Origin of the sequence: Phocaeicola salanitronis DSM 18170, assembly GCF_000190575.1 — a bacterium.
In the GTDB taxonomy this organism is placed as follows: domain Bacteria; phylum Bacteroidota; class Bacteroidia; order Bacteroidales; family Bacteroidaceae; genus Phocaeicola; species Phocaeicola salanitronis.
The window spans coordinates 4,181,529-4,202,391 of record NC_015164.1; the positions used below are offsets into that span (position 1 = coordinate 4,181,529).

General features: G+C 46.0%; 18 protein-coding genes and 1 riboswitch. All 18 genes read right to left on the minus strand.

Going from position 1 to position 20,863, the window contains the following annotated elements; translation table 11 throughout:
- Positions 1 to 28 precede the first annotated feature (28 nt).
- The gene (locus tag BACSA_RS18145; RefSeq protein ID WP_013619480.1) at positions 29 to 1,666 is read right to left on the minus strand and encodes a B12-binding domain-containing radical SAM protein; all 1,638 of its coding nucleotides are present in this window, start codon (positions 1,664 to 1,666) and stop codon (positions 29 to 31) included.
- A 105-nt stretch (positions 1,667 to 1,771) separates the two neighbouring features.
- Positions 1,772 to 2,710, minus strand: a complete 939-nt coding sequence (locus BACSA_RS18150) for a ribose-phosphate pyrophosphokinase (protein ID WP_013619481.1) — start codon at positions 2,708 to 2,710, stop codon at positions 1,772 to 1,774.
- Positions 2,711 to 2,793: 83 nt separating this feature from the next.
- Positions 2,794 to 3,402, minus strand: coding sequence for a thiamine phosphate synthase (locus tag BACSA_RS18155; protein ID WP_013619482.1), 609 nt, complete (start codon positions 3,400 to 3,402; stop codon positions 2,794 to 2,796).
- A 57-nt stretch (positions 3,403 to 3,459) separates the two neighbouring features.
- The gene (locus BACSA_RS18160; protein ID WP_013619483.1) at positions 3,460 to 4,155 is read right to left on the minus strand and encodes a HesA/MoeB/ThiF family protein; all 696 of its coding nucleotides are present in this window, start codon (positions 4,153 to 4,155) and stop codon (positions 3,460 to 3,462) included.
- 143 nt (positions 4,156 to 4,298) lie between these two features.
- Positions 4,299 to 5,420, minus strand: a complete 1,122-nt coding sequence (thiH, locus tag BACSA_RS18165) for a 2-iminoacetate synthase ThiH (protein ID WP_013619484.1) — start codon at positions 5,418 to 5,420, stop codon at positions 4,299 to 4,301.
- Positions 5,421 to 5,443: 23 nt separating this feature from the next.
- Positions 5,444 to 5,824 (minus strand): four helix bundle protein, encoded by a 381-nt coding sequence (locus BACSA_RS18170; RefSeq protein ID WP_013619485.1) that lies wholly within the window; start codon positions 5,822 to 5,824, stop codon positions 5,444 to 5,446.
- Positions 5,825 to 5,936: 112 nt separating this feature from the next.
- A complete protein-coding gene (thiC, locus tag BACSA_RS18175) occupies positions 5,937 to 7,628 on the minus strand; it encodes a phosphomethylpyrimidine synthase ThiC (RefSeq protein ID WP_013619486.1) in 1,692 nt (563 codons plus the stop codon).
- Between the two features lie 118 nt (positions 7,629 to 7,746).
- Positions 7,747 to 8,523 (minus strand): thiazole synthase, encoded by a 777-nt coding sequence (locus tag BACSA_RS18180; protein ID WP_013619487.1) that lies wholly within the window; start codon positions 8,521 to 8,523, stop codon positions 7,747 to 7,749.
- 38 nt (positions 8,524 to 8,561) lie between these two features.
- On the minus strand, positions 8,562 to 9,191 hold the full coding sequence (locus tag BACSA_RS18185) for a thiamine phosphate synthase (protein ID WP_041584120.1): 630 nt from the start codon (positions 9,189 to 9,191) through the stop codon (positions 8,562 to 8,564).
- Positions 9,181 to 9,381: a sulfur carrier protein ThiS gene (gene thiS, locus BACSA_RS18190; protein WP_013619489.1), complete on the minus strand. Its 201-nt coding sequence runs from the start codon at positions 9,379 to 9,381 to the stop codon at positions 9,181 to 9,183. Before thiS ends, BACSA_RS18185 begins: the two co-directional genes overlap by 11 nt.
- A gap of 86 nt (positions 9,382 to 9,467) precedes the next feature.
- Positions 9,468 to 9,560, minus strand: a riboswitch (TPP riboswitch).
- Positions 9,561 to 9,857: 297 nt separating this feature from the next.
- Positions 9,858 to 10,760, minus strand: coding sequence for a DUF4906 domain-containing protein (locus BACSA_RS18195; RefSeq protein WP_013619490.1), 903 nt, complete (start codon positions 10,758 to 10,760; stop codon positions 9,858 to 9,860).
- A gap of 21 nt (positions 10,761 to 10,781) precedes the next feature.
- Entirely contained in the window at positions 10,782 to 11,864 is a 1,083-nt protein-coding gene (locus tag BACSA_RS18200) for a BF2992 family fimbrillin-A clan protein (protein WP_013619491.1), read from the minus strand.
- A 9-nt stretch (positions 11,865 to 11,873) separates the two neighbouring features.
- Positions 11,874 to 13,913: a fimbrillin family protein gene (locus BACSA_RS18205; protein ID WP_013619492.1), complete on the minus strand. Its 2,040-nt coding sequence runs from the start codon at positions 13,911 to 13,913 to the stop codon at positions 11,874 to 11,876.
- Positions 13,914 to 13,935: 22 nt separating this feature from the next.
- Positions 13,936 to 14,994, minus strand: coding sequence for a hypothetical protein (locus BACSA_RS18210; protein ID WP_013619493.1), 1,059 nt, complete (start codon positions 14,992 to 14,994; stop codon positions 13,936 to 13,938).
- On the minus strand, positions 14,991 to 16,715 hold the full coding sequence (locus BACSA_RS18215) for an Mfa1 family fimbria major subunit (protein WP_041584122.1): 1,725 nt from the start codon (positions 16,713 to 16,715) through the stop codon (positions 14,991 to 14,993). Before BACSA_RS18215 ends, BACSA_RS18210 begins: the two co-directional genes overlap by 4 nt.
- A gap of 1 nt (position 16,716) precedes the next feature.
- Positions 16,717 to 17,721 (minus strand): FimB/Mfa2 family fimbrial subunit, encoded by a 1,005-nt coding sequence (locus BACSA_RS18220; RefSeq protein WP_013619495.1) that lies wholly within the window; start codon positions 17,719 to 17,721, stop codon positions 16,717 to 16,719.
- Between the two features lie 55 nt (positions 17,722 to 17,776).
- Positions 17,777 to 19,414 (minus strand): Mfa1 family fimbria major subunit, encoded by a 1,638-nt coding sequence (locus BACSA_RS18225; RefSeq protein WP_013619496.1) that lies wholly within the window; start codon positions 19,412 to 19,414, stop codon positions 17,777 to 17,779.
- 21 nt (positions 19,415 to 19,435) lie between these two features.
- The gene (locus tag BACSA_RS18230) at positions 19,436 to 20,860 is read right to left on the minus strand and encodes a DUF3868 domain-containing protein (protein ID WP_013619497.1); all 1,425 of its coding nucleotides are present in this window, start codon (positions 20,858 to 20,860) and stop codon (positions 19,436 to 19,438) included.
- Positions 20,861 to 20,863 lie beyond the last annotated feature (3 nt).

Below are 20,863 nucleotides of genomic sequence, written 5' to 3' on the forward strand. Positions count from 1 at the left end.
TAACAGTTAACAGTTAATAATGAATGATTTATAAAGTCCTTGCTTTGAATACCGGTTTGGTTTGTTGCGATTCAGGTTCGAAGCCAAACCAATACGTAATGTCTTCGTTTTCGGCAGGCGGAAGCAGGCAGAGACGCAATTCTTCGTGATAAGTACCATTGAGCACCTCCCAATGTTCGGGAGGTAATACGTGTTTGGTACGGACGCGGTAGGCTGGTTCTTTCTTGAGCGACATGCCCGCTTCTATCCATGCAAGTGTCACGGCGGTTTCGTAAGCCGGATAGTTCTCTTGACAGAACTTATAGAGTAGGATGCCACGCCGTTCCAGGCTCATGGGCTGGTCAATGACGCCGATACGAGTCAGATGCTCCAAGAACCGGTGCAAGAATTCAGACTCTTCCACAATCAACCGGCGAGTGATTTCTTGCCAAGGTTTGGCATTGTAGAATCCGTCTATGAGGCGTGATAACATGCGTGTCGTTTGAAGTTCGTCGGGAGTGATTTCGTTGGTTTTCAACACTTCGTATGGAGGAAAAGGAGAGTAGCTGATGCTTAATTCCGGGCTGCGCCGGCGCATTTCCGTTCCGGGAAGAAGCTTTAGAGATTCCAATTGAATTTCGCCGGCACGATAAGAAGCCAACGTACGGACATCATCGAATATCTCTTTTAAATGATATAAAGGTAATCCTGCTATCAGGTCGGCATGGGTTTCCAAATTGGGCAAAGCACATAAGAATTCCAGACCGGACAGGGCATCTGCCAAGTCTCCTGCTCTCCGGCTGACGGTCAGCACTTCCTGATGGAGGCTTTGAATGCCTGCCTCTAAGTGTAATTGTCCCTTTGGCATGGCGGCAAGTATTTCTTTCAGCTCTTCGGATAAAAGGGCGGGATGCACTTCTAAGTGAAAACGGATGTCTGGAAATTCACGGAATAAATCGAGTAAGGCGCGGGCATGACGGGTATTGTAATTGAAAGTCCGGTCGAGCACCCGGATATTCCGGATGTAGTGCTCCTGAATCAAGGAGATTCGCCTTCGGATGGTTTCAATGGGAAGGGTGCGTACGGGTTTCTCGCCTCCGCTTACACAAAAGGCGCATGTATTGAAGCATCCGCGTGTAGTTTCCAGTTGCACGAAAGGTTTGCTCCAATTGAAGAACGGGCTTTCTTCGGGCGGGACAAGCCGGTCGAAATGCATCACTTGTGCACGTCCGTTATCGTGGTAGGTGGAAACTGTATCCAAATAACATAAGCCGGTTATGGTGTGCCATGCTTCCGGCTTATTCCATATTTCCAGCCAGCGTGCGAAAACCTCTTCTCCTTCGCCTCGGAATACACAATTCACGAAAGGATAATTACGTAGGAACCTTTCATTATCTCCTAAAAATTCGGGACCTCCCAGTGTGATGCAACAATCGGGGAGCAAAGCCTTGATACGTCCCAAAGTGTGAAGTAACATTTCATGATTGAAAAGCCAGCAGGTAGCGGCTACGATATCTGGTTTCCGACGGAATACTTCAGCGCTCGCCATGCCCGGATTTTCATTGATAGTTGCAGAAACAATGTCCCACTCTATATCGGCACGCCCGATGAGTTGGGCTTGCAAGGCGGGCAAAGCCAACGAGGAATGTGCATACGAACTGTTCAGGTCAAGCCAAAGGATTTTCATGAGGAATTTTTATTAAAAACGCAGATTAGCTCAGATTGACGCGGATATTATATTATTTAATTATGAATCAGCGAGAATCTGGGTTAATCTGCGTTTCATAAGAAATCAAAGCAAATATTGCGAGCTGATAGATTCGTGGCTCAATACACGGCGAATCGTCTCAGCAAACATGTCGGCTATAGAAAGCTGTTTCACTTTGGCACAACGGTTTGAGTACGGGATGCTGTCGGTGAATACCAGTTCTTCCAGTTGCGAGTTTTGTACGCGTTCGGAAGCCGGGCCCGACATAACACAATGTGTTGCAATGGCACGTACCGAGTTGGCTCCCGCTTCTTTCATGATGTCAGCTGCTTTGGTGATGGTACCTGCTGTATCTACCATGTCGTCAATCAATACCACATCTTTCCCTTTTACGTCACCGATGATTTGCATCGATGCTACCACATTGGCTTTTTCACGTGTCTTGTGGCACAATACCAAAGGTACATCCAGGTATTTGGCATACGTGCTGGCACGTTTCGAACCGCCTACGTCTGGAGTAGCGATAACCAGATTGGGCAAGTGCAGCGATTGGATATACGGAGCAAAAATTGTAGAGCCATACAGGTGGTCTACCGGAATATCAAAGAATCCTTGAATCTGGTCGGCATGCAAATCCATGGTAATCAGGCGGTCAATGCCCGCTACGCTTAATAAGTCTGCCACCAATTTGGCACCGATGGATACACGGGGCTTGTCCTTGCGGTCTTGTCGTGCCCAGCCGAAGTAAGGGATAACGGCGATGATACGTTTGGCTGATGCGCGTTTGGCTGCATCAATCATCAATAAAAGTTCCATCAGGTTATCAGAGTTCGGGAAGGTAGACTGTACGAGGAATACGTGTTGCCCACGGATAGATTCTTCGTAAGATACAGCAAATTCGCCATCGGCGAAATGTGTAATGTTCATGTTACCCAGCGGGCAACCTAAGCTTTTACAAATTTTTTCTGCAAGGTATCTCGAGTTTGTTCCCGAGAATACTTTAAAGGTAGATGTTTCGCTCATTGTATTTTTGATAATATTGGCTAATATTTAAATGCAAAGTTACGCCATTTCTTCAAGCCGGACAAACGAATATTCCAAAAACGTTAGTCGGCGAGCCGTTTCAGCTTTCGGAAATGTTCGAGCAGCTGGCTGTAATTGTAATCGTGTCCGGCGTCAAACTGGTTCCACAGTCCTCCCAGGATAGCCGCTCCGCCGAATCCGTAGTCCTTCACTTGTAAGATGTTGCTTTCATCAATGCCTCCTAATGCGATGACTTTTTTATCGATAATGTTGCTCTTTGCCGCCGTACGTATTTGCTCAGGGGTAAAAGCGGCTTGGTATCCCTCTTTGGAGATGCTATCGAATATCGGGCTGAGAAAGACATACTCGCAATGGGGCTTCTTCTCTTTCACTTCTTCCAGTGTGTGGCAGGATGTAGTGACAGACCCCGAATAGTTATCGGGGATAAACGGATTCCGGCTATTCAGGTGGATTCCTTTTAGTTTGTATTCTTCTTTCAGGTAGAAATTGTCATGCACAACGATACGTTTCCGGTATTTTTCCGGTATCAACGTCAATAATCTTTCGGCATATACCGGAATAGAGTCAACTTTACGTAGATGAAGGATGTCCAGCCCTTCATCGAAAAGGGCTGTGATGATTTTGTCTTCTTCTACGAAGTATGTAGGTCTGGTTATAACGATTAGTTTCATTATATAAACACAATAGAATGCGCAAAGGTAGTAATAAGTTTGTAATATTTGCGCATATTAGAGTAAAATCGTATAGGTTTCCATCGTTTTCAGGTCGATTTGCCATAATTTCCCAGCCAGAATGTTTCCATATTCGCAGATAATCTTGATGACTTCATTGGCTTCGGCACATCCAATGATGCCCGGAGTAACCCCCATGACTCCTTTGGGGGGATGAGGAAGGGAGCGCATTTCTTCTTCATCGGGGTAGAGGTCGCGGTATCGTTTCCCTCCTTTATCATATCGGAATACGGACACTTGACCTTCGAACATGCGGATAGCTCCGTATACATATATCTTATTCAATAAGGCGCATGTGTCATCTATCACATACCGGGTAGCGAAATTATCGCATCCGTCTACGATGATGTCGTAATGCGTAAAGATTTCTTTGGCATTTTCAGCGGTCAGCCGGAATGGATAGGCTTCTATCCGGATGGTGCTGTTCAGCGCTTCCAGCCGTTTTTGGGCTTGCAGGGCTTTGGGCAGGTTTACTTCGGCTTCAGAATAGAGCACCTGGCGCTGCAGGTTGCTTTCGCTTACGGTGTCATCATCAATCAGCCCGATTGTTCCTACTCCGGCACCTGCCAGATAGAGTGCGATGGGAGAGCCGAGCCCTCCTACACCTACAATGAGTACACGTGCCGCTTTCAGGCGTGCTTGTCCTTCTTCGCCAATTTCGGGAAGAAGGAGCTGGCGGTTGTATCTTTCCATTTTTTTGAATGAAGAATTAAGAATGAAGAAAGATGAATGAAGAATCTGGTGTAGCTATATGCATAGGTCTGCGGATATAGCTTCATCGGCTTGCGGATATAGGTTCATCAGAACCCGATTCTTCATTCATCATTCTTCATTCTTCATTTTACAAAGTCGAATGAAGCATCCCAGTCTTTCCATACCGGTTCGCGTCCGGCTGCCTTTAGTGCGCACTCTACCTCCATGGCGGTACGGTCGTCGCTGATATGGAATTGTTCTAAGGCCTGAGGATAAGTGTAATATCCTCCCGGTTCGGTTTTGCTTTCGGCACTCATGGTGGTTACGCCCAGCGATGCCATGTGGTCGCGGATATAAGCCGGTTCACGGGTAGAATACGAAATATCCACATCGTGGTCGAAGATACGCATGGCAAAGGTCACCTGTGCCAGTTCCTTGTCGCTCATGATAACGTTGGGCTGGAATCCTTCGTTCTCTGCAGGGCGCATGCGGGGGAAGTTGACACTGTATTTGGTCTTCCAATAATGCTTTTGCAGATAACGCAGGTGGTATGCCATCATCGTGACATCGGTACGCCAGTCTTCCAATCCTATCAATACGCCCATGCCGATAGAATGCACGCCTGCTTGTCCCATGCGGTCGAAGCCGTTTACGCGCCATTCGAATTTCGATTTCATGCCACGCGGATGATAGATGTTATAACGTGCTTTGTTGTATGTTTCCTGGAAACAGATGACCCCGTTCATGCCGTGTCTGGTCAGTTCTGCATATTCTTCGGTTTTCAGCGGCATTACTTCTATTTTCAGGTTCGAGAAATAGGGCTTTGCCAGATCAAGTGCTTTGGCAAGATACGGTACGCCTGCCTTTGCCGGATTTTCTCCGGTTACTATCAGCAGGTTTTCAAACGGAGCCAGTTTCTTGATGGCTTTGTACTCGTTCTCCATTTCTTCGGGTGTCAGGATAGTCCTTGCCATAGGATTGCTGATATGGAATCCGCAATACACGCACGAATTGGTACACGAGTTGGTCAGATAAAGCGGAATAAACATCGATACTGTTTTCCCGAACCGTTCTTCGGTATATTTGCGGCTCAGGCGTGCCATCGGTTCCAGGTATTTTTCGGCAGCCGGCGAAACCAGTGCCATAAAGTCGTTCACATCACAGTGTGACTTGCCGAGTGCCCGCAGCACATCGGATTCTGTTTTGGAGTAGATGGCTTCGGTCGTCTCCTCCCAGCTTATTTTTTCTAATTCTTCGCTAAACATGCTATTCAATTAATAATGAATAATTAATAATTAATAATGGTGGATGCGTTTGGATTGCATTTGCTGGACTTGATTATGCTGGTTAATAGTTTTATCAGTTCAGTACAATCCGCTTGAATGGATTGGAAAGCTATATCGTTTATGTAATCCGATTCGTGTAGCAATGTCAGCCAATAGTCTGTTTCGTTAGCTTCTTTTAATGAAATATGCAGTTTATGGATAAAATCTTTTTTGCTTTCGGCAAATTCAGCTTCACGTATTAATGCTCCTATTGCTGTACCGCTTCGGAGCAATTGTTTTGACATAACATATTCTCCTTTTTGTTCTTTTAAAAAGCGGAAGGCTTTAATGATACGCAAGGCAAAAGCCACAGATTTTTGTTTGATAATGCTTTTCGACCGCATCCTTGTTGTTATTAATTATCAATTTTCTCTCATTGTTGATTATTATTAGATTAAAACGTAATTAGCTAAAAAAGTAGACGCTCTCTCGTTATTAATTATTAATTATTAACTATTAATTATTAATTGAAGAGAGATCTCTCGAAAGCTTCATGGCGCAGAAGTTCGGACCGCACATGGTGCAATACTCCCCGTCGGTATGGCGTCCTTCGTTGAAGTATTCCAGCGCACGGTCGGGGTCAAGGCTCAGATGGAACTGGTCGCGCCAGCGGAACTCATAACGGGCTTTGCTGAGGGCGTTGTCTCGGATTTGTGCTCCGGGATGTCCTTTGGCAAGGTCGGCGGCATGGGCAGCTATCTTATAGGTAATGACTCCCGTACGCACATCTTCGCGGTTGGGCAATCCGAGGTGTTCTTTCGGAGTGACATAGCACAACATTGCCGTACCCAGCCAGCCGATTTGGGTGGCTCCGATGGCTGATGTGATGTGGTCATATCCCGGAGCGATGTCTGTTACCAACGGACCGAGGGTATAGAACGGAGCGTTGTGACAATGCTCGATCTGGCGTTGCATGTTCTCTTGAATCTTGTGCAAAGGCACATGGCCCGGACCTTCGATGAATGCCTGTACGTTCTTTTCCCATGCACGGACAACAAGTTCACCCATGGTGTCGAGTTCGGCAAACTGGGCTTCGTCGTTAGCGTCGGCAATACATCCGGGACGCAGGCCGTCGCCCAATGAGATAGCTACATCGTATTGGGCAAGGATGTCGCAGATGTCATCGAAATGCTCGTAGAGGAATGACTCCTGGTCGTGTATCAGGCACCATTTGCTCATAATGCTTCCTCCGCGGCTCACGATGCCACATAAACGCTTGTCCGCCAGGTGTACATTGTGCCGGCGGATACCTGCATGGATGGTGAAATAATCCACTCCTTGTTCGCATTGTTCTATCAAGGTGTCCTTATAGATTTCCCATGTCAGGTCTTCTACTTTTCCGTTCACCTTTTCCAGTGCCTGATAAATAGGTACGGTGCCTACGGGTACAGGGCAGTTTCGGATAATCCATTCGCGGGTTTCGTGGATGTTGTCTCCCGTAGAGAGGTCCATCAGCGTATCGCCTCCCCATTTGCAGCTCCATACGGCTTTGTCCACTTCCTCTTCGATGCTCGAAGTTGTGGCAGAGTTTCCGATGTTGGTATTGATTTTCACCAGGAAGTTGCGCCCGATAATCATCGGCTCACTTTCCGGATGATTGATATTGGCTGGCAATACGGCACGTCCTGCGGCTATCTCGTCACGCACAAATTCGGGAGTGATGTGTGTCTCGATGCCTAATTCTTTGCAATTCATGTTTTCGCGGATTGCCACATATTCCATTTCCGGAGTTACGATGCCTTGTTTGGCATAGTACATCTGGGTGCAGCATTTTCCGGCTTTGGCACGATAGGGTAGGGCGATGTGTTCGAAACGCAGGTGATCGAGCGAAGTGTCATCCCGGCGCATCTTGCCATATTCGGAAGTAATGGAAGGCAATTGCTCCACATCCCCTCGTCCGGTAATCCACGGTTCACGCATACGGGCAATGCCTTTCTTCAAGTCTATCTTTACCGAAGGGTCGCTGAACGGGCCGCTGGTATCGTAGATATAAACAGGCGCATTCGGAGTCATCACTTTCTTTCCGTCTTGGATGGTGACGGTAGGGGTCAGGTTTACTTTCTGCATTCCCACTTTGATGAAGGGGAAGAGTGTGCCTTGCATGTAGGCTTTCTCGCGGTGTGCGTAAGGTTTGTTCTCTTGTTCCATGGTGGTATGTTTTGTAGGTGATTAGGTCTCAGTTGACAAGTTGACAAGGTTCAGAATCGTTTGGCTGATGTGCCTAAAGCCTTGTCACTTTGTCAACTGAAACCTTGTTTCCTATACATTAATTATTCAGAAAAGCGGTTAAGGGTGACGAGGCAGAAGCTTCGAAGTTCTCACTTTGCACGCCAAGTCCTGCTTCGTAAGCACGGCGTCCGGCTATCACGGCTTCCTTGAAGGCAATAGCCATTTCTTCCGGATTTCCGGCTACAGCGATTGCGGTGTTTACCAGACAGGCGTCTGCTCCCATTTCCATGGCTTCGGCTGCATGGCTCGGTGCACCGATACCAGCATCTACTACTACCGGCACGTTACTTTGTTCGATGATAATGCGCAAGAAGTCGCGTGTCTGCAATCCTTTGTTTGTACCGATAGGGGCGGCGAGTGGCATCACTGTAGCGGCTCCGGCTTCTTCCAGGCGTTTGCAAAGAGTAGGGTCTGCCTGGCAATAAGGTAATACCACGAATCCCAGCTTCACCAATTCTTCTGTCGCTTTCAACGTCTCGGCAGAGTCGGGCAGAAGATAGCGCGGGTCTGGATGAATCTCCAGCTTCAACCAGTTGGTGCCGAATGCTTCGCGTGCCATTTGTGCGGCGAATACAGCTTCTTCTGCCGTACGCACACCCGAAGTGTTGGGCAAAAGTTGGATATGCGGATGAACGATGTGATGCAACATATCGTCTTCCTTATCATTCAGTTCAATGCGTTTCATGGCTACGGTCACCATTTCCGTGCCCGAAGCCAGGATAGCTTTCTCCATAATCTCATTCGAGTTGAATTTGCCTGTACCTAAAAACAAGCGTGAGTCGAATTCTTTATCGGCGATAATCAGTTTTTTCATATATTCAATATCAACTATTAATTATTAATTATTAACTGTTAACTATTAATTATCCTCCTTGTTTCTGCTATCGGGTCATCCGCACGCAGGATGCTTCCGCTAAGAGCAATGCCCGATACTCCAGTCTGCATAATAGCCGGAATATCTTCGAAGGCGATGCCTCCAATGGCTACGATAGGCAAGTTGATGCCTGTCTCTTTCATACGTGATACGATATTCCGGTAGCCTTCCAGTCCCAGTACAGGACTTAGGTTTTTCTTGGTTGTTGTGAAGCGGAACGGTCCACAGCCAATGTAGTCGGCACCTGCGGCATAATGCATCTGCACGTCTTCGAATGTGTTTGCCGTACCTCCGATAATAAAGTCTTTTCCCAGCAGTTTGCGGGCTTCGGCTATCGGCATGTCCTTTTTACCCAGATGCACACCGTCGGCATGTAGCTTTTTTGCCAAAGCCACGTGATCGTCTATGATGAACGTGGCTCCGTACTGGCGGCATAAGTCCTGTACACGTATCGCTTCCTTTTCTACCTCTTCTTCGGTTGCCTCCTTCATGCGCAACTGAATCCACCGGCATCCGCCTTCCAGTGCCATCCGGGCAGAGTCGAAGTAGGTATATCGGTCGGTGTAATGGGTAATGAATTGCAGTTCCATAGCTGTATTATCCTCCACAAGCCGCTTTGATGATAACTAAACTATCGTTTGGTTGTAAGGTTTGGTCTGCCCATTTTTCACGGGGAATCATACGGTTGTGCAAAGCTATGGCTACTCCTTTTTCAGGAAGCTCCAGTTGTTTTGCCAAATCGGCAATGGTATTCCCTTGGGTCAAATCGGTCTCTTTGTTGTTTACAATAATCGTCATAATTGCTTTATATAGTTATAAGGTATAAATATAATAAGGAGTAATCCAAAGAGACACCTTTCAGGAGAGGGAGGTATGTAAAGAGTGTTGTCCGAAGAAACAATCCCTTCGCCGGTACTAACCGTATCAGGTTCGTAGGGTATAATCTCAGCCCGACATGGGCACCCCTTTGTTTTACTTTCCGGCAAAGGTACTGGATTTTTTCGAAAAAACAAAAATAGTCTTTGTTTTATATTTCTTGCGGCATTTATTTGTGTCATTTTGCGGATGTAGAAACGGAGCGAAATATTCGAGGGAATGCACACATTCATGCCGTAATAGTATAATGGAAAGATACCACAGAAATAAAAAAAGCCGGCGCGCATCCCTGCGAACCGGCTCCGAGATTACTAATTTAAGTAAAATGTGCGGGGACGCTTCCCCATTATCTATTGATAGAGATATTTTTTCTTTTAGTTGACGATGGTTTCAGTCGATTACTTTAGGTTTAGCGTAAACGTATAATAATTGTTGGCATACAATGTATAAATACGGTCTGACTCATCGGGTGCGCTTGTTCCTAAGGTGACACTCCAAGTCTTACCGCCGGAAGTTACGGTCACTTTTGTCGCATGGCCTTCTCCCGAACAGATGTTGGGAGCGATGTAATAGTAAAATTCTTGCGAAGCTTCTGAGGCTATGCTTGCAAAACTGTCGTTAAAACTTTCACTGGTATAAGCGTCATCGGGCAATGCTTCCTGATTGATACGCGGATAAACGTATGCCCTTGTAGGCACATTTTTCAATGCGACGGTTCCGCCTGCCAATGCATCACCGGTCTGATTGTTTACCACTAAATTGATACGAGTCATCATGCGGCACAGCAATGCCGAAAGCACCTGACCGTCTCCGGTAACATTGCCTTGCCAATATCCGCACATGGGCATACGGTCGCGCCGGGAAAGGTCGTTGCTTGCCTGTACATCCAGCAGCATCCGTTGGAATGCGGGAAAGTTGTTCGGCCAGGAAATCGTGGGGTCATTGGTGTTGACTACCAAGCAGACCGTACTGTTTTGTGCCGCTATCAGAGTGGCTTTAAAGTTTTCTACAAACAAACCCGATTCACCTTCCCGTGGATAATATTTTGTTTTCGTATCGAGCAAGATGCCGTTCTCGTTGAACTGCAACACCCAAATATCGTATATCAAATTTTCCACTTCGGGCACATGAGGAGCTGACGCACGGGTGCCTGTTCCTTCTGCCGGAAGCATGCCGAGCGAGAACCGGACTTTGACCTCTTTTCCTATTTCGGCATTGCTTAGCGTATCCGTTTGCTCGCATCCTGTTCCTATACACGCCAGCAGGCACAACAGGATGTATTTCGTTAGTTTATCTTTCATATCTGTATGCTTTGTGCTTTTTCAATTTCCTTCTATATCGGTAGTCCACGACTGGTTTTGCCAAGTGACCACACTGATTTGTCCGCCTTCTACTTTTACCGTCCAACGAAAATTATAAGAATGAGCATGTAGCAAGTGCGTTTCGTTCACCAACGTCATGTATTGGGTAGGCACGCCGTTGACTGCCATGTTTATCAATACAGCGACTGGGGTAGACATCGTAAGCGTAGGCAATACGCCTATGTCGCCGGTCAGGGTTCCATTCGCATCCGTTTCTATTTCCGAGCCGGGCAATGTCACCCACGAACGTTTGTCTCCCATCCGCATCTCCAGTGTATCGGCGATGTTTTCCGAACTCCAGTTGTATTGCAATTGCCCCTCTGCTTCGTGATTGAATGGATTCTGCAATCCGCTTATCTCAATGCCGGCTTCCAGCGGTTCCAAGGTGTAGACCCCTTTACCTTTATGGATAGTAAAGGTGAAGCGTGCCACCTGGCTGATGATGGGGTTCAGTTTAACATATTGTACCCCCGATGTATTTACTTCGATGGGAATAGGTTGGGAATATGTTTCCTTGTACCTACCGTCAGTAGAATAGAGATACATGCCATTATCAATGGTCATCTTCAGGTCTGTAGAAACCGGATATGCCGGCGAAATCATCTTGAACTTGTATGTACCTGCTTCCAAGTAGAGAGGCGCGCCTATTTCTTCCGCATTGATTTCGAGCTTGCCATTCACTTCTTGGGTCGTACAAGGATAAAGCGTATTATACCCTCCGGTGGTTGTCCTCACCACATAACCTTGTAAATTGGGTGTACCGTAAGTGGTTCCGTCCTCATTCTGTTTGGCATAACTAAGCCATAAGGTGCTGCCTATGGGCAATAATTCTTCCTGAGTCGGTTGAGGCAAATCATGCCAGTCATTTGGCCCAAGGTTATCTACCGCTCTCGATTGTGCATCAGAAATGCTAATGCCATAAGTTCCGGGCAATTGGAACTCTACCTGCACCTTGCCATCGGGTACAGATACGGGGGCATCTTCATTGGTGTTGCAAGCTACCAGCATTCCCGCCAAGATTCCTATGATGATTATTCTCTTCATACGTATTCTTTATTTTTCTGCTGTTACATCGCGCACACAACGGATTTGGTCGCCAAGGGCCTTGCGGCTGTCAAAAACAAGACCGCAAACAAAAGGATCTTTATCATCCCGTAAATAAAACACCCAGTTGGCATACAGTCTATTCGTTGTATTTGGATCACTACTACGTAATATCGCATTAATTCCATCCCCACTCAATATGTGCAAGTTACTTGGATAGATAAATCCACATGCCGGAACTTCCATAATGGCACTTGGCGTACTCCAATCAAAAGTACCGTCCTTCATTGATGCTAAAAATTTTTCTTCGGTTGTGAGATTCATAAATGACATCTTTTCATTCCCTGAAAAATAAGCAATCTCAAAATACCATTTCCCTGTTATTGTAGATTCTTTCATTAATATCCGGATGCGGTAACAATCCGTACGTCCTTGGCGCTTTATTATATAAAAGACTTTTTGGCCTCCTACATTGCCATAAACCAATTCTTCCATATAATTTAAAGTTGAACCACGATAGCTTTGTGGGGCATGAAATACTTTAGACCAAGGAGTACTAAATTGTTTTTCCGGAAGAAATGAAGCAAAATCTTCTTTGGTTGGCAACCGCCACCCTTTGGGACAAGGATGATTTTCTACGCTGCTTGTCCAAAATTCATTAATAAATGATTCTTCTTGTCCATTTTCATCTAACATCCAATATCCTCCTTGATTTACATCAGAAATAAACCGATATTCCCCATCATCACCTGGATATACAGCAATATTTTCACGTTCTTTAATGGTAGCAGAAGTTAAGACAATGGGTCGTTCATCATCTACACAATATACCCTTTCTCCGTTTTGATTGTAAGTATAAAGATATTGATAGATCTGACCAACTCCATTGTTTTTATCATACTTTTCCTTATCTAATATATAAGGTATATTCCTCGCATACTGGTAATAATATCCTCTGCAGTTTTCCCAATCGTTTTCGCAATCGGCACTTTTGGCACCCAAGTTACGGTCCATCCACATCAGGTTGGCAAAGGTAACGGGTTGTCCCAAGTAGTTGTCATCTCTGTTCTCGTCAATCCAGTCATACACCTGCGGAGCTATGGCAATGGTACGCACTTCGTCTTTCAGTACGGTTATCAGCAGGGTATATTCATGATTCATTTCAAATTGGAAGTTACCGTCTTCCTCTCCTTCCTCATCTATCTCCATAAGGCGATAATCCACCGTCTTTTCGCCTTCGCTATCGCCTATTCCGGTCAACGTAACCGATATGGTTACCTGCTCGTTTGCCTCATTCGGAAAGACAAGCATTTCGCCCGGAACCTCTTGTGAGGCAGTCTCTACCTTCATGCCCGTTGTGTTGTCATAATACGTCCTTACGGACAAATCCACTTCCTCCTCAACATACGTCCACTTGCCATTTACGATGTCCAACGAACCTGTCCCGTGCGTACCCTTTACTTGTATTTTTGTCAATGTAGCGTTCTCCAACTTCTTCTCCGCTTCCGCATCCTCCGTTTCATCTTGCTTCACAATCCTAAATTTCAGTTTGCTCATGGCATGTTTGAAATCCATTTCCAGCCGATAGCCATGACTTACCGTTTGGTCTATCAAGTTATTGGAAAACATCAAGTCGGGCAGACTATTATTTGTTACTTTTTCTGCAATCATCGGAACGCCAAGTGGGGTATTTTCAGGTGCTTTGTTCGGACTGTCCGGTGTTCCATACGTCACCCCGTAAATACTAATTGGAGTATCGTCATAGACAAGAGGTGATCCGTAACCGATTGTATTGTTGGCTTGCTCTATCCCTTCCCTATTATATAAGGGCCATTCGTTTCCTCTGTTAGCGTAAAGCAAATATTTTGTACCTTCTTCAAACTGCTTCACTTCATCACCTGCACGGGTAATGATGTGGCTTTTTCGGGCAGAAAGTATGGTTTCCTGCTCTTCTGACGGAGTGACGGAAATTGCGTCCTCGTGCGTACAGGCTGTGATACCCAGTAGGGCTAATATGCCTGCTCCGTATTTCAATTGTTTCAGTATCATGTATCGTTCCTCCTTCTTTCAATCAGTTAAAAGGATAAATGGGAATTACCAGATAACCACCTTCTTCCCATGGACATTCGTTTCCTATCAGTTCGATGCCTTCTTCGCTGAAGACGAGGGTGAAGGTGTATGACTCGTTGGCATAGAGCGTATTCTCATTTTTGCCCTTATCCCAATCATCACCCGCATCCCGCTCTATCTTAAACTCAAATGTTGGTTCTACGGTAAAATCCTTCCACTCGGTTGCTTCCGCCGATTCTCCCCTTGCCACTGTAACTTCGACCGACAAATCAGTCTGTCCGGGCACGATATATGCCCAGCCGATTTCCAATGGATTTTCAGGGGTCAGCATGTAGTAATCGTTGTCATCGTTGGGTTGTTGAGCGAGTTCATAACTTTCCTGTCCGGATGCTATCGGAACGTAAAGGCTTTTATACCGGTTCCATTCCACGTGGGTTGCCACTACGGTATGGGAGAGCTTAATGCGTACATTTTTCAGAAATTCTTTTGAACCTTTTGCCAGTTTCGCATAGAAATACACCCGCGACTGCGCATGCATAAATTGCAAAGTCTCTCCGTACTCTCTATCAAAAGGCAGGGCAGCCGAAGCCACTATCGGTGTGATGGAAGTCAGCACATCGGTCTTACATAAACCGTCTTTTGGTATAGTCAGGCGTTCGTAATTGTCCGTATTGTCCGTTCTCATTTCCGGAGTCAGCGTAGCAGGCGCATATCCTGTAGCCATGACACGGCGATTACCGTCGGGATACAGTTCGCCGGTATTATAAGGTTCATTGGGACGCTTGTAGGTATCAATGTGTTTTTCGGGTTGTTTCACATAAAGCGGAGTTGGATCCACTGCATTTCCCAACACATCGCCAAAGTCCCAAAAGAGAAAGACCGCATCGTTGGCTGTACTTCCGGCATCGGTCTCTTCTCCGTCTGCGCGTGCCACATCTGTATAGATACGCATTTCCGCACTGCCGGATGCTCCGTTGTCCGGCACATCGTTTTGCGAACATGCCGCAAAGAACAACATGCCCAACATCCCTGTTCCTATGTAAAGTCTGTTCATTCTCATGGTTGTGCCGTTTCTGATTGTTGTGGTACTTTTATCTCTACCTCCGAACCGCCTTTGTCTACCCAGTCCACCAGTTCAGAGTGAATACGCATGGTTTCATTGCCCGGGAAAGGCGAGCCTGGAGCGATGATTTTGTCTACCTTTAATATATAGTAGTGGTTGCGCTTGATACCCCAACGGGTTTGGTCTTTTATTGCTCCATTTTGGGCATTCTCATCTATATAAGTGTAATAATAGCCCCAGCCTCCATCGTAACGGCTGAATTCGGTTTTGGGATCTTCCAGTAATTTCGTTTTCATGCCTTCCAGCGAATAATAGTTGCCTTTGCTATCCCTCCAGAAAGTCCCTGCCAAATAGGTGACCGGTTCTAACGGATTATCTACATCCTTCACTCCATCCAATATCCCTTGTGCTTCGTCTTCCGTTTTGGTTGTTATCGGTTCTTTGCCTCCGTCCCATATCACTTTGGGTGTATATTTCGCTCCCACCATTACCCGGGTGGTTACATAGCGGATGGCAGATTGGAAATCGGCGTCCTTATCGAATGTCATGTCGTTATAAACCGTGTTCTCGGTGCAATACAGTCCTTCGGTATAGTGATTTTCATTCCCCATATTTGTAGTTTCATCTACTTTCATTTTGTCTGCATCATATTTAATAGCGATTCTGCTGGTGCATGCTTCGGGTGTTTTCCCTTCACGGTCTTGCACGTCTTTATTCAGCATTTCTACCATGGCTTGTGTGTCATAGTAGAGAAATTCCCGCTGGTATTCGTCCAAATTCGTAATGCCATACCCTCCTCCTTCTTCTCTTAGTGAAATCAATTCTCCCATCGCATAATTAGGGTCTATCAGATTATTATCCTCTATCCGATAATTGAGGTAGGTTTTCCGGTTAAGTACATTCAGCATGTAGTTGACATCGGCAAATTTTATCCAGCCGGTATTTTCTCCATCTCCCTCAGGATTTGTTTTCGCATCTTTTGCATCAATAACTTTCACATACTCTTCTGCATCAGATTTAGGCACGCAGGTTAGCAACACTTTCGCTACGGTACGAGTCAGCTTTACCGGGTTGTCAATCGTAATGATTTCTTCTGTACTTCCGGAAGGTATCGTTATGTCCTGTCTGTTTTTTACCAATATAGGTGCAGTCATTACGATGTTGCTTCCTTCACCGATGTTACCATCTAACTCTTGCGAATGCTTTACATTCATCAACGCACCGACAATGTTATGTCCACTATCTTCTTCTCCGGCATCGAACACTTTATCTTGTGTACGGAATGACGCAAGATGATTTTCGCTGAGATTAGCACCTAAATAGAAATGCTTGACTCCCCTATCGTTCGTTTCCAACTGAAACTCCACATCGTAATCACCGTCTTTGCCGGTATCAGCAGGGCTGGAGATAGTCCGCGATGCTTCGAAAACTTCATTACCGGATGCATCTATCCGCATCATAATCAATGTAAGTGAATTGATTTGGTTTTCGGCAGCAGTAAAGCCCAATGTATATTCGTCTCCATTGGGGTCGAGCGGACTGCGTGAAGCCGGTGACTTGCTACCCGACCGCTCTACCGTCAGGTTGACAATGATGTTTGTCTTGCCTTCTTGGGCAGGCGAAAGGTCGGGACGTAATTCATCCCTGCAGCTGCATAGTATTGCCACTGCCCCAATCATCACACATCCGACATATTTCATACCGATACCTTTTTTCATATCACAATTCTATTTCTTCCAACGAAACGACCCAGCCGTTCACTACGATGTGGCTTTTCATCCACGTATTGTTGTCTACATCTATAAAAAAGGTCAAGGCATATTCGTCTTGCCTGTCTAAGTACTCTTGGTCACTCCATTCGGCACGGTGTTCGCCGATTGCCTGCAAGGAGAGAAACCAGGTCAGATTTAGATTCATCACTTCTTCCCCTGTTTCCGCATCGCTGATAATCAAACGCGGTTCCGCATCGGTCATCAGACGTGACGTATTCAATTCCGCCACCAAAGCGCTGCTTATTGTTTCACCATCGGTTGCAGAAGGGTCGCTGGTGGCTTCCTGATAATAAGGATGATAAGCCACTTTGTCTTCCCGATACGGAGAGGCATCGTATGCCAACCAGCCGGTTTTGTCTTCGATGCGGAAATGGTAATCCTCGGCAGACATCACCTTGTCTCCTTGCATGGGCATCAAGATGATGCGCAAGGTATGCGTACACTTCATCATATCAACCGTTACCGTCTGCAACCTGCCCGTAACGCTTGCTTTCAGTGTCCCGTTCAATAAGCTGTTCAACCGATCACGGTGCGTGCCGTCGTTCTCACGGGGGAGCCGGGCTGTCAGCTCCTCCATAAGAGCGCCGTTGTTCAGTTCAGGCAATTCAAAATCGGCGTATTCTCCTTGTTTGTCTGTGCTTCTTGCCCATGCCACGAAAGAATATTCACCTGCTGGCAAGTAAGGGATGTGCAGTTGAAAATTATCTATTTCCCGTATGCCTTCTTCTTCGTATTGAGCCACCAGCCGGTTGCCAGCATCGAATACCCATAGCTTCACTTCATCAGCTTCTTGAGCAAATGCATCCGCATCCAGTATGTTGTATGTATAACGGAATTGCACGTTCAGCCCACAATCGCTCCGGTCTTCCTTGATGCAAGCCTGAAGTACGCATGCCGTCAAGATGCCGTACAGCCACGGCATAAAGTGGGAGACACGATTTCTTGTTTTCATTGCCTTCGTTGTTATTAGAAATTTTTGTTTACTTTAAATCGTCTTTTACAGTCCATCATTGCAACGTAATGTTTTCGCTGCTTACTACCCACGGATTAGCCTGCGCTTCTACTACCATATAAACATTGGTCGGGTCTACAGGGTCTTCCGGGTCTTTATCCGGATTCCATCCGCCGGGAATGTCTGTGCCGATGCGTTGCAGTTTGGTTACTGTCAATTTATAAACCGTATTGCGCATTACCGAATAATAATTTACAGGCTGTTGTCCTGTCTTTTCCACTTGCTTATAATTCTGGTCTTTGATGTAATACGTATAGTACATAATGCCATCCGTGTAAACCTTGATGTTGTATTTTGCACGGAACCTTGATATTTCTCCTTGTTTATCCGTTGTATGGGTGTAAGCAGCATTCATTTCTTTTTCTAAAGCAGCGATTTTCTCTTCTGTTGTCGTTCCCGTAGTGACTTTATTTAAAACTACAGGATATGCTGTTGCAAGTGCTTTTAACGAAGCATAATAATTGCCATCGTATGCATAGAAGCAATTTGTTCCAGCTTTTCCATCACCACCTGCATCAGCTTTAAGTGTTACTTGCCATTGATAAACCAAACCTGTGGTGTTTCCATTCAAAGCATCTGTAATTGCAGCATTTCTATAGGTAGGGTTGTTTTCCATGCAATAGATAGCGGCTTTTTCTTCTCCACTTTTTATGTTATAATAAGGAATTTCTCCGTACAAATCTTCTACTTCTGTATAGGTATATACATCTACATTATTCGTAGATGATGTTGACTTGGAAATTGTTCTAAAATCACTAAGGTGATTGTAAAATTCGTCCGCAGATGAAGTTTCTGCTGAACTTCCCGCATTCATAGCCGGCGTAATTAAAGTATTAGTCCACGGATAAGAACCTTGTCCGCTAAGCGTTGTCGTCCACTTTTGTTGCAAGTTGGCTTTTGTCGCTCCATTCAGCAGCTTGAAACCTTTCAAATCTACACTTTGTACAGCATTGAATTCGGCATCATTCCCAGTTGTGATTTCTGAAATATCTACAGATTGCCCCACAGAAGAAGTTATCTTTACTGCTAAACGATCCAACTGGATTGTAGAACAAGTGGCAGGATGTTCATAATCATTGTCTTTACCAATCGTAATCGATTCACCGCCCGTGTCATCCGAACCATTACACTCGTTAAACATCAAGAATTTATTATTAGCAGCATATTGGCTTTTCATTAACGCTTCAGTAATTTGATCTATAGTTTTGTCTGTTACGTCACCCGTAATCGTTTCCGTTGTTGGATTGGCAATGACATATACATCATAGATACCTGTACTTGTTTCTATTACAGGTGTCCTTACTCCATTCGTGATAGAAGTCAATGCACTGGAGCCAATATTATATGAATGAGTGACTACATGAGTTGTAGGATCACATAATAAAACATTAACCGATGAAATCTTGTTTTCTTCCGTACTTCCTACTTCCGTATCACCTGATTGAGATCCATCTTCATCGCCATTTGGATTTTCCTCTGTTCTCGAATCAATCCCTTGCGGTCCTACAATCTGTAAAGTCATATAGACATTCGCTTCTGTAGGTGTTTGGGCATTACCTATTTCTTCATTGTCACTACATGCTGTTATCCCGACTGCGAAGACACCTGCATAAAAGAAATGTTTCAGTTTCATAATCGAATTATTGTTTTGGAATTAATACTTGTTCGCTTTCACCCGAAGCAGACTATCCAAGTTGCTATCCGCCTCTTTTACACCCCGTTGCTGTGCCTGCCGGAAATAGCTTTCCGCTTTTTCTAAATCATTTTTCATGTAAGCCAATATGCCACGGGCTATCAAAGCCTCGCCGCTATCGCCTGCACGTTTCAAATAGTTTTCAGCTCTATCCAATTCATTCCGCTGCATTGCCGAATTTGCTGCATTCAGGTTTGCCGCCTCATCATCGGGGAAAAGGCGTACCGCCGTTTCGAACACTTCATTGTATTCCTTGCTGCCTGTTCCGTAGGTCTGCGCCACGGCATACATCTCTTGCAGCGAAAGCTTTTGCGGCTCTTTCCAAATCAGCTTCCGGGCTTCCTCCACATCGAAACCGCGTACGGTATACGCCACTACATAATCGGAATGACGCAAAGCCGGGAAACAGTCGCGCAGCAACGTGCGGTATGCTTCGGGATATTCCGTGCGCAAGCGGCGTTCTTTGGCATCGGCTTCCAAACCGCTGTCTATCAAGCTGAGCAACGCATCCTTTTCGGGCAAGCTGCCCTTTGCAATGTAAGCACGCAGACCTTCCCAGTCTTCCGGCTCGTAATCTAACCGGAACAGGGAAGCGTCGAGCGGATATTCCTTTTTCAGATAGTCTACCAGCGAGCGGGTACGCGCTTCCGCCAGCCGGCTGTTGTTGGCATACGAACCTTCGGGCGAAGCATAGCCTTTGATGGTAATGTGGTTGATGGACACGTCCGCATCGCCTTTGATGCGGTTGATGGTGTTTTCTATCTTTGCCAGTTCCGACCGGTTGCCGCGATAATCGGGACGTATGTCGGTCTTGTTGACGGGGAAGTCAACGTAGGCTGCCCCTTTCTCGTGGCGTGTCTTACGGGTTTCCGCCTGTGGGCTGACGTAGACAAAGTGTGGCGTAAATACAGCCGGTGTAAAGTCCTGTTCGGCAAGCAGGCGGTTGCGGTCCGCCAACACTTCGCGCAAGCATCCGCAGGAGTCTTCATCCAGATACAGGCGCACCAGTCCCGGACGTTCCGCTATGGGGACGGCAGTCTGGTAATGCAGGTGTTGCGTCGTGCCGTTATAACGCCGTATCACTTGCGTCATCGCACTCCTGCCGGTGTTCCGTTGCCACTGAATGTATTGCCTGCGCCCCATGACGTCTACTCCGGGCAGGCGGACAATTGCCGTATCCATACGGAGGGAAGGCAATAAAGAAACCGAACGGTTTGCCGGAAGATGCAATGCCGAGAAGTCCATATCCATCTGTACACGAAGCGAATCTCCAGCGACAGACAGACTGACATCGTTGACCGTAATTCTTCCTTTCAACCCTTCTTGCGCCTGTGCCGTTCCGGCAAAAGCCAAGAGGAAACCGATATAAATGATTGTTTTCTTCATACG

Coding starts and splice junctions, on each gene's coding strand:
- BACSA_RS18145 (WP_013619480.1), bottom strand. CDS start 1,666: ATGAAAATCCTTTGGCTTGACCTGAACAGTTCGTATGCACATTCCTCG.
- BACSA_RS18150 (WP_013619481.1), bottom strand. CDS start 2,710: ATGAGCGAAACATCTACCTTTAAAGTATTCTCGGGAACAAACTCGAGA.
- BACSA_RS18155 (WP_013619482.1), bottom strand. CDS start 3,402: ATGAAACTAATCGTTATAACCAGACCTACATACTTCGTAGAAGAAGAC.
- BACSA_RS18160 (WP_013619483.1), bottom strand. CDS start 4,155: ATGGAAAGATACAACCGCCAGCTCCTTCTTCCCGAAATTGGCGAAGAA.
- thiH (WP_013619484.1), bottom strand. CDS start 5,420: ATGTTTAGCGAAGAATTAGAAAAAATAAGCTGGGAGGAGACGACCGAA.
- BACSA_RS18170 (WP_013619485.1), bottom strand. CDS start 5,824: ATGCGGTCGAAAAGCATTATCAAACAAAAATCTGTGGCTTTTGCCTTG.
- thiC (WP_013619486.1), bottom strand. CDS start 7,628: ATGGAACAAGAGAACAAACCTTACGCACACCGCGAGAAAGCCTACATG.
- BACSA_RS18180 (WP_013619487.1), bottom strand. CDS start 8,523: ATGAAAAAACTGATTATCGCCGATAAAGAATTCGACTCACGCTTGTTT.
- thiS (WP_013619489.1), bottom strand. CDS start 9,381: ATGACGATTATTGTAAACAACAAAGAGACCGATTTGACCCAAGGGAAT.
- BACSA_RS18195 (WP_013619490.1), bottom strand. CDS start 10,760: ATGAAAGATAAACTAACGAAATACATCCTGTTGTGCCTGCTGGCGTGT.
- BACSA_RS18200 (WP_013619491.1), bottom strand. CDS start 11,864: ATGAAGAGAATAATCATCATAGGAATCTTGGCGGGAATGCTGGTAGCT.
- BACSA_RS18205 (WP_013619492.1), bottom strand. CDS start 13,913: ATGATACTGAAACAATTGAAATACGGAGCAGGCATATTAGCCCTACTG.
- BACSA_RS18210 (WP_013619493.1), bottom strand. CDS start 14,994: ATGAGAATGAACAGACTTTACATAGGAACAGGGATGTTGGGCATGTTG.
- BACSA_RS18215 (WP_041584122.1), bottom strand. CDS start 16,715: ATGAAAAAAGGTATCGGTATGAAATATGTCGGATGTGTGATGATTGGG.
- BACSA_RS18220 (WP_013619495.1), bottom strand. CDS start 17,721: ATGAAAACAAGAAATCGTGTCTCCCACTTTATGCCGTGGCTGTACGGC.
- BACSA_RS18225 (WP_013619496.1), bottom strand. CDS start 19,414: ATGAAACTGAAACATTTCTTTTATGCAGGTGTCTTCGCAGTCGGGATA.
- BACSA_RS18230 (WP_013619497.1), bottom strand. CDS start 20,860: ATGAAGAAAACAATCATTTATATCGGTTTCCTCTTGGCTTTTGCCGGA.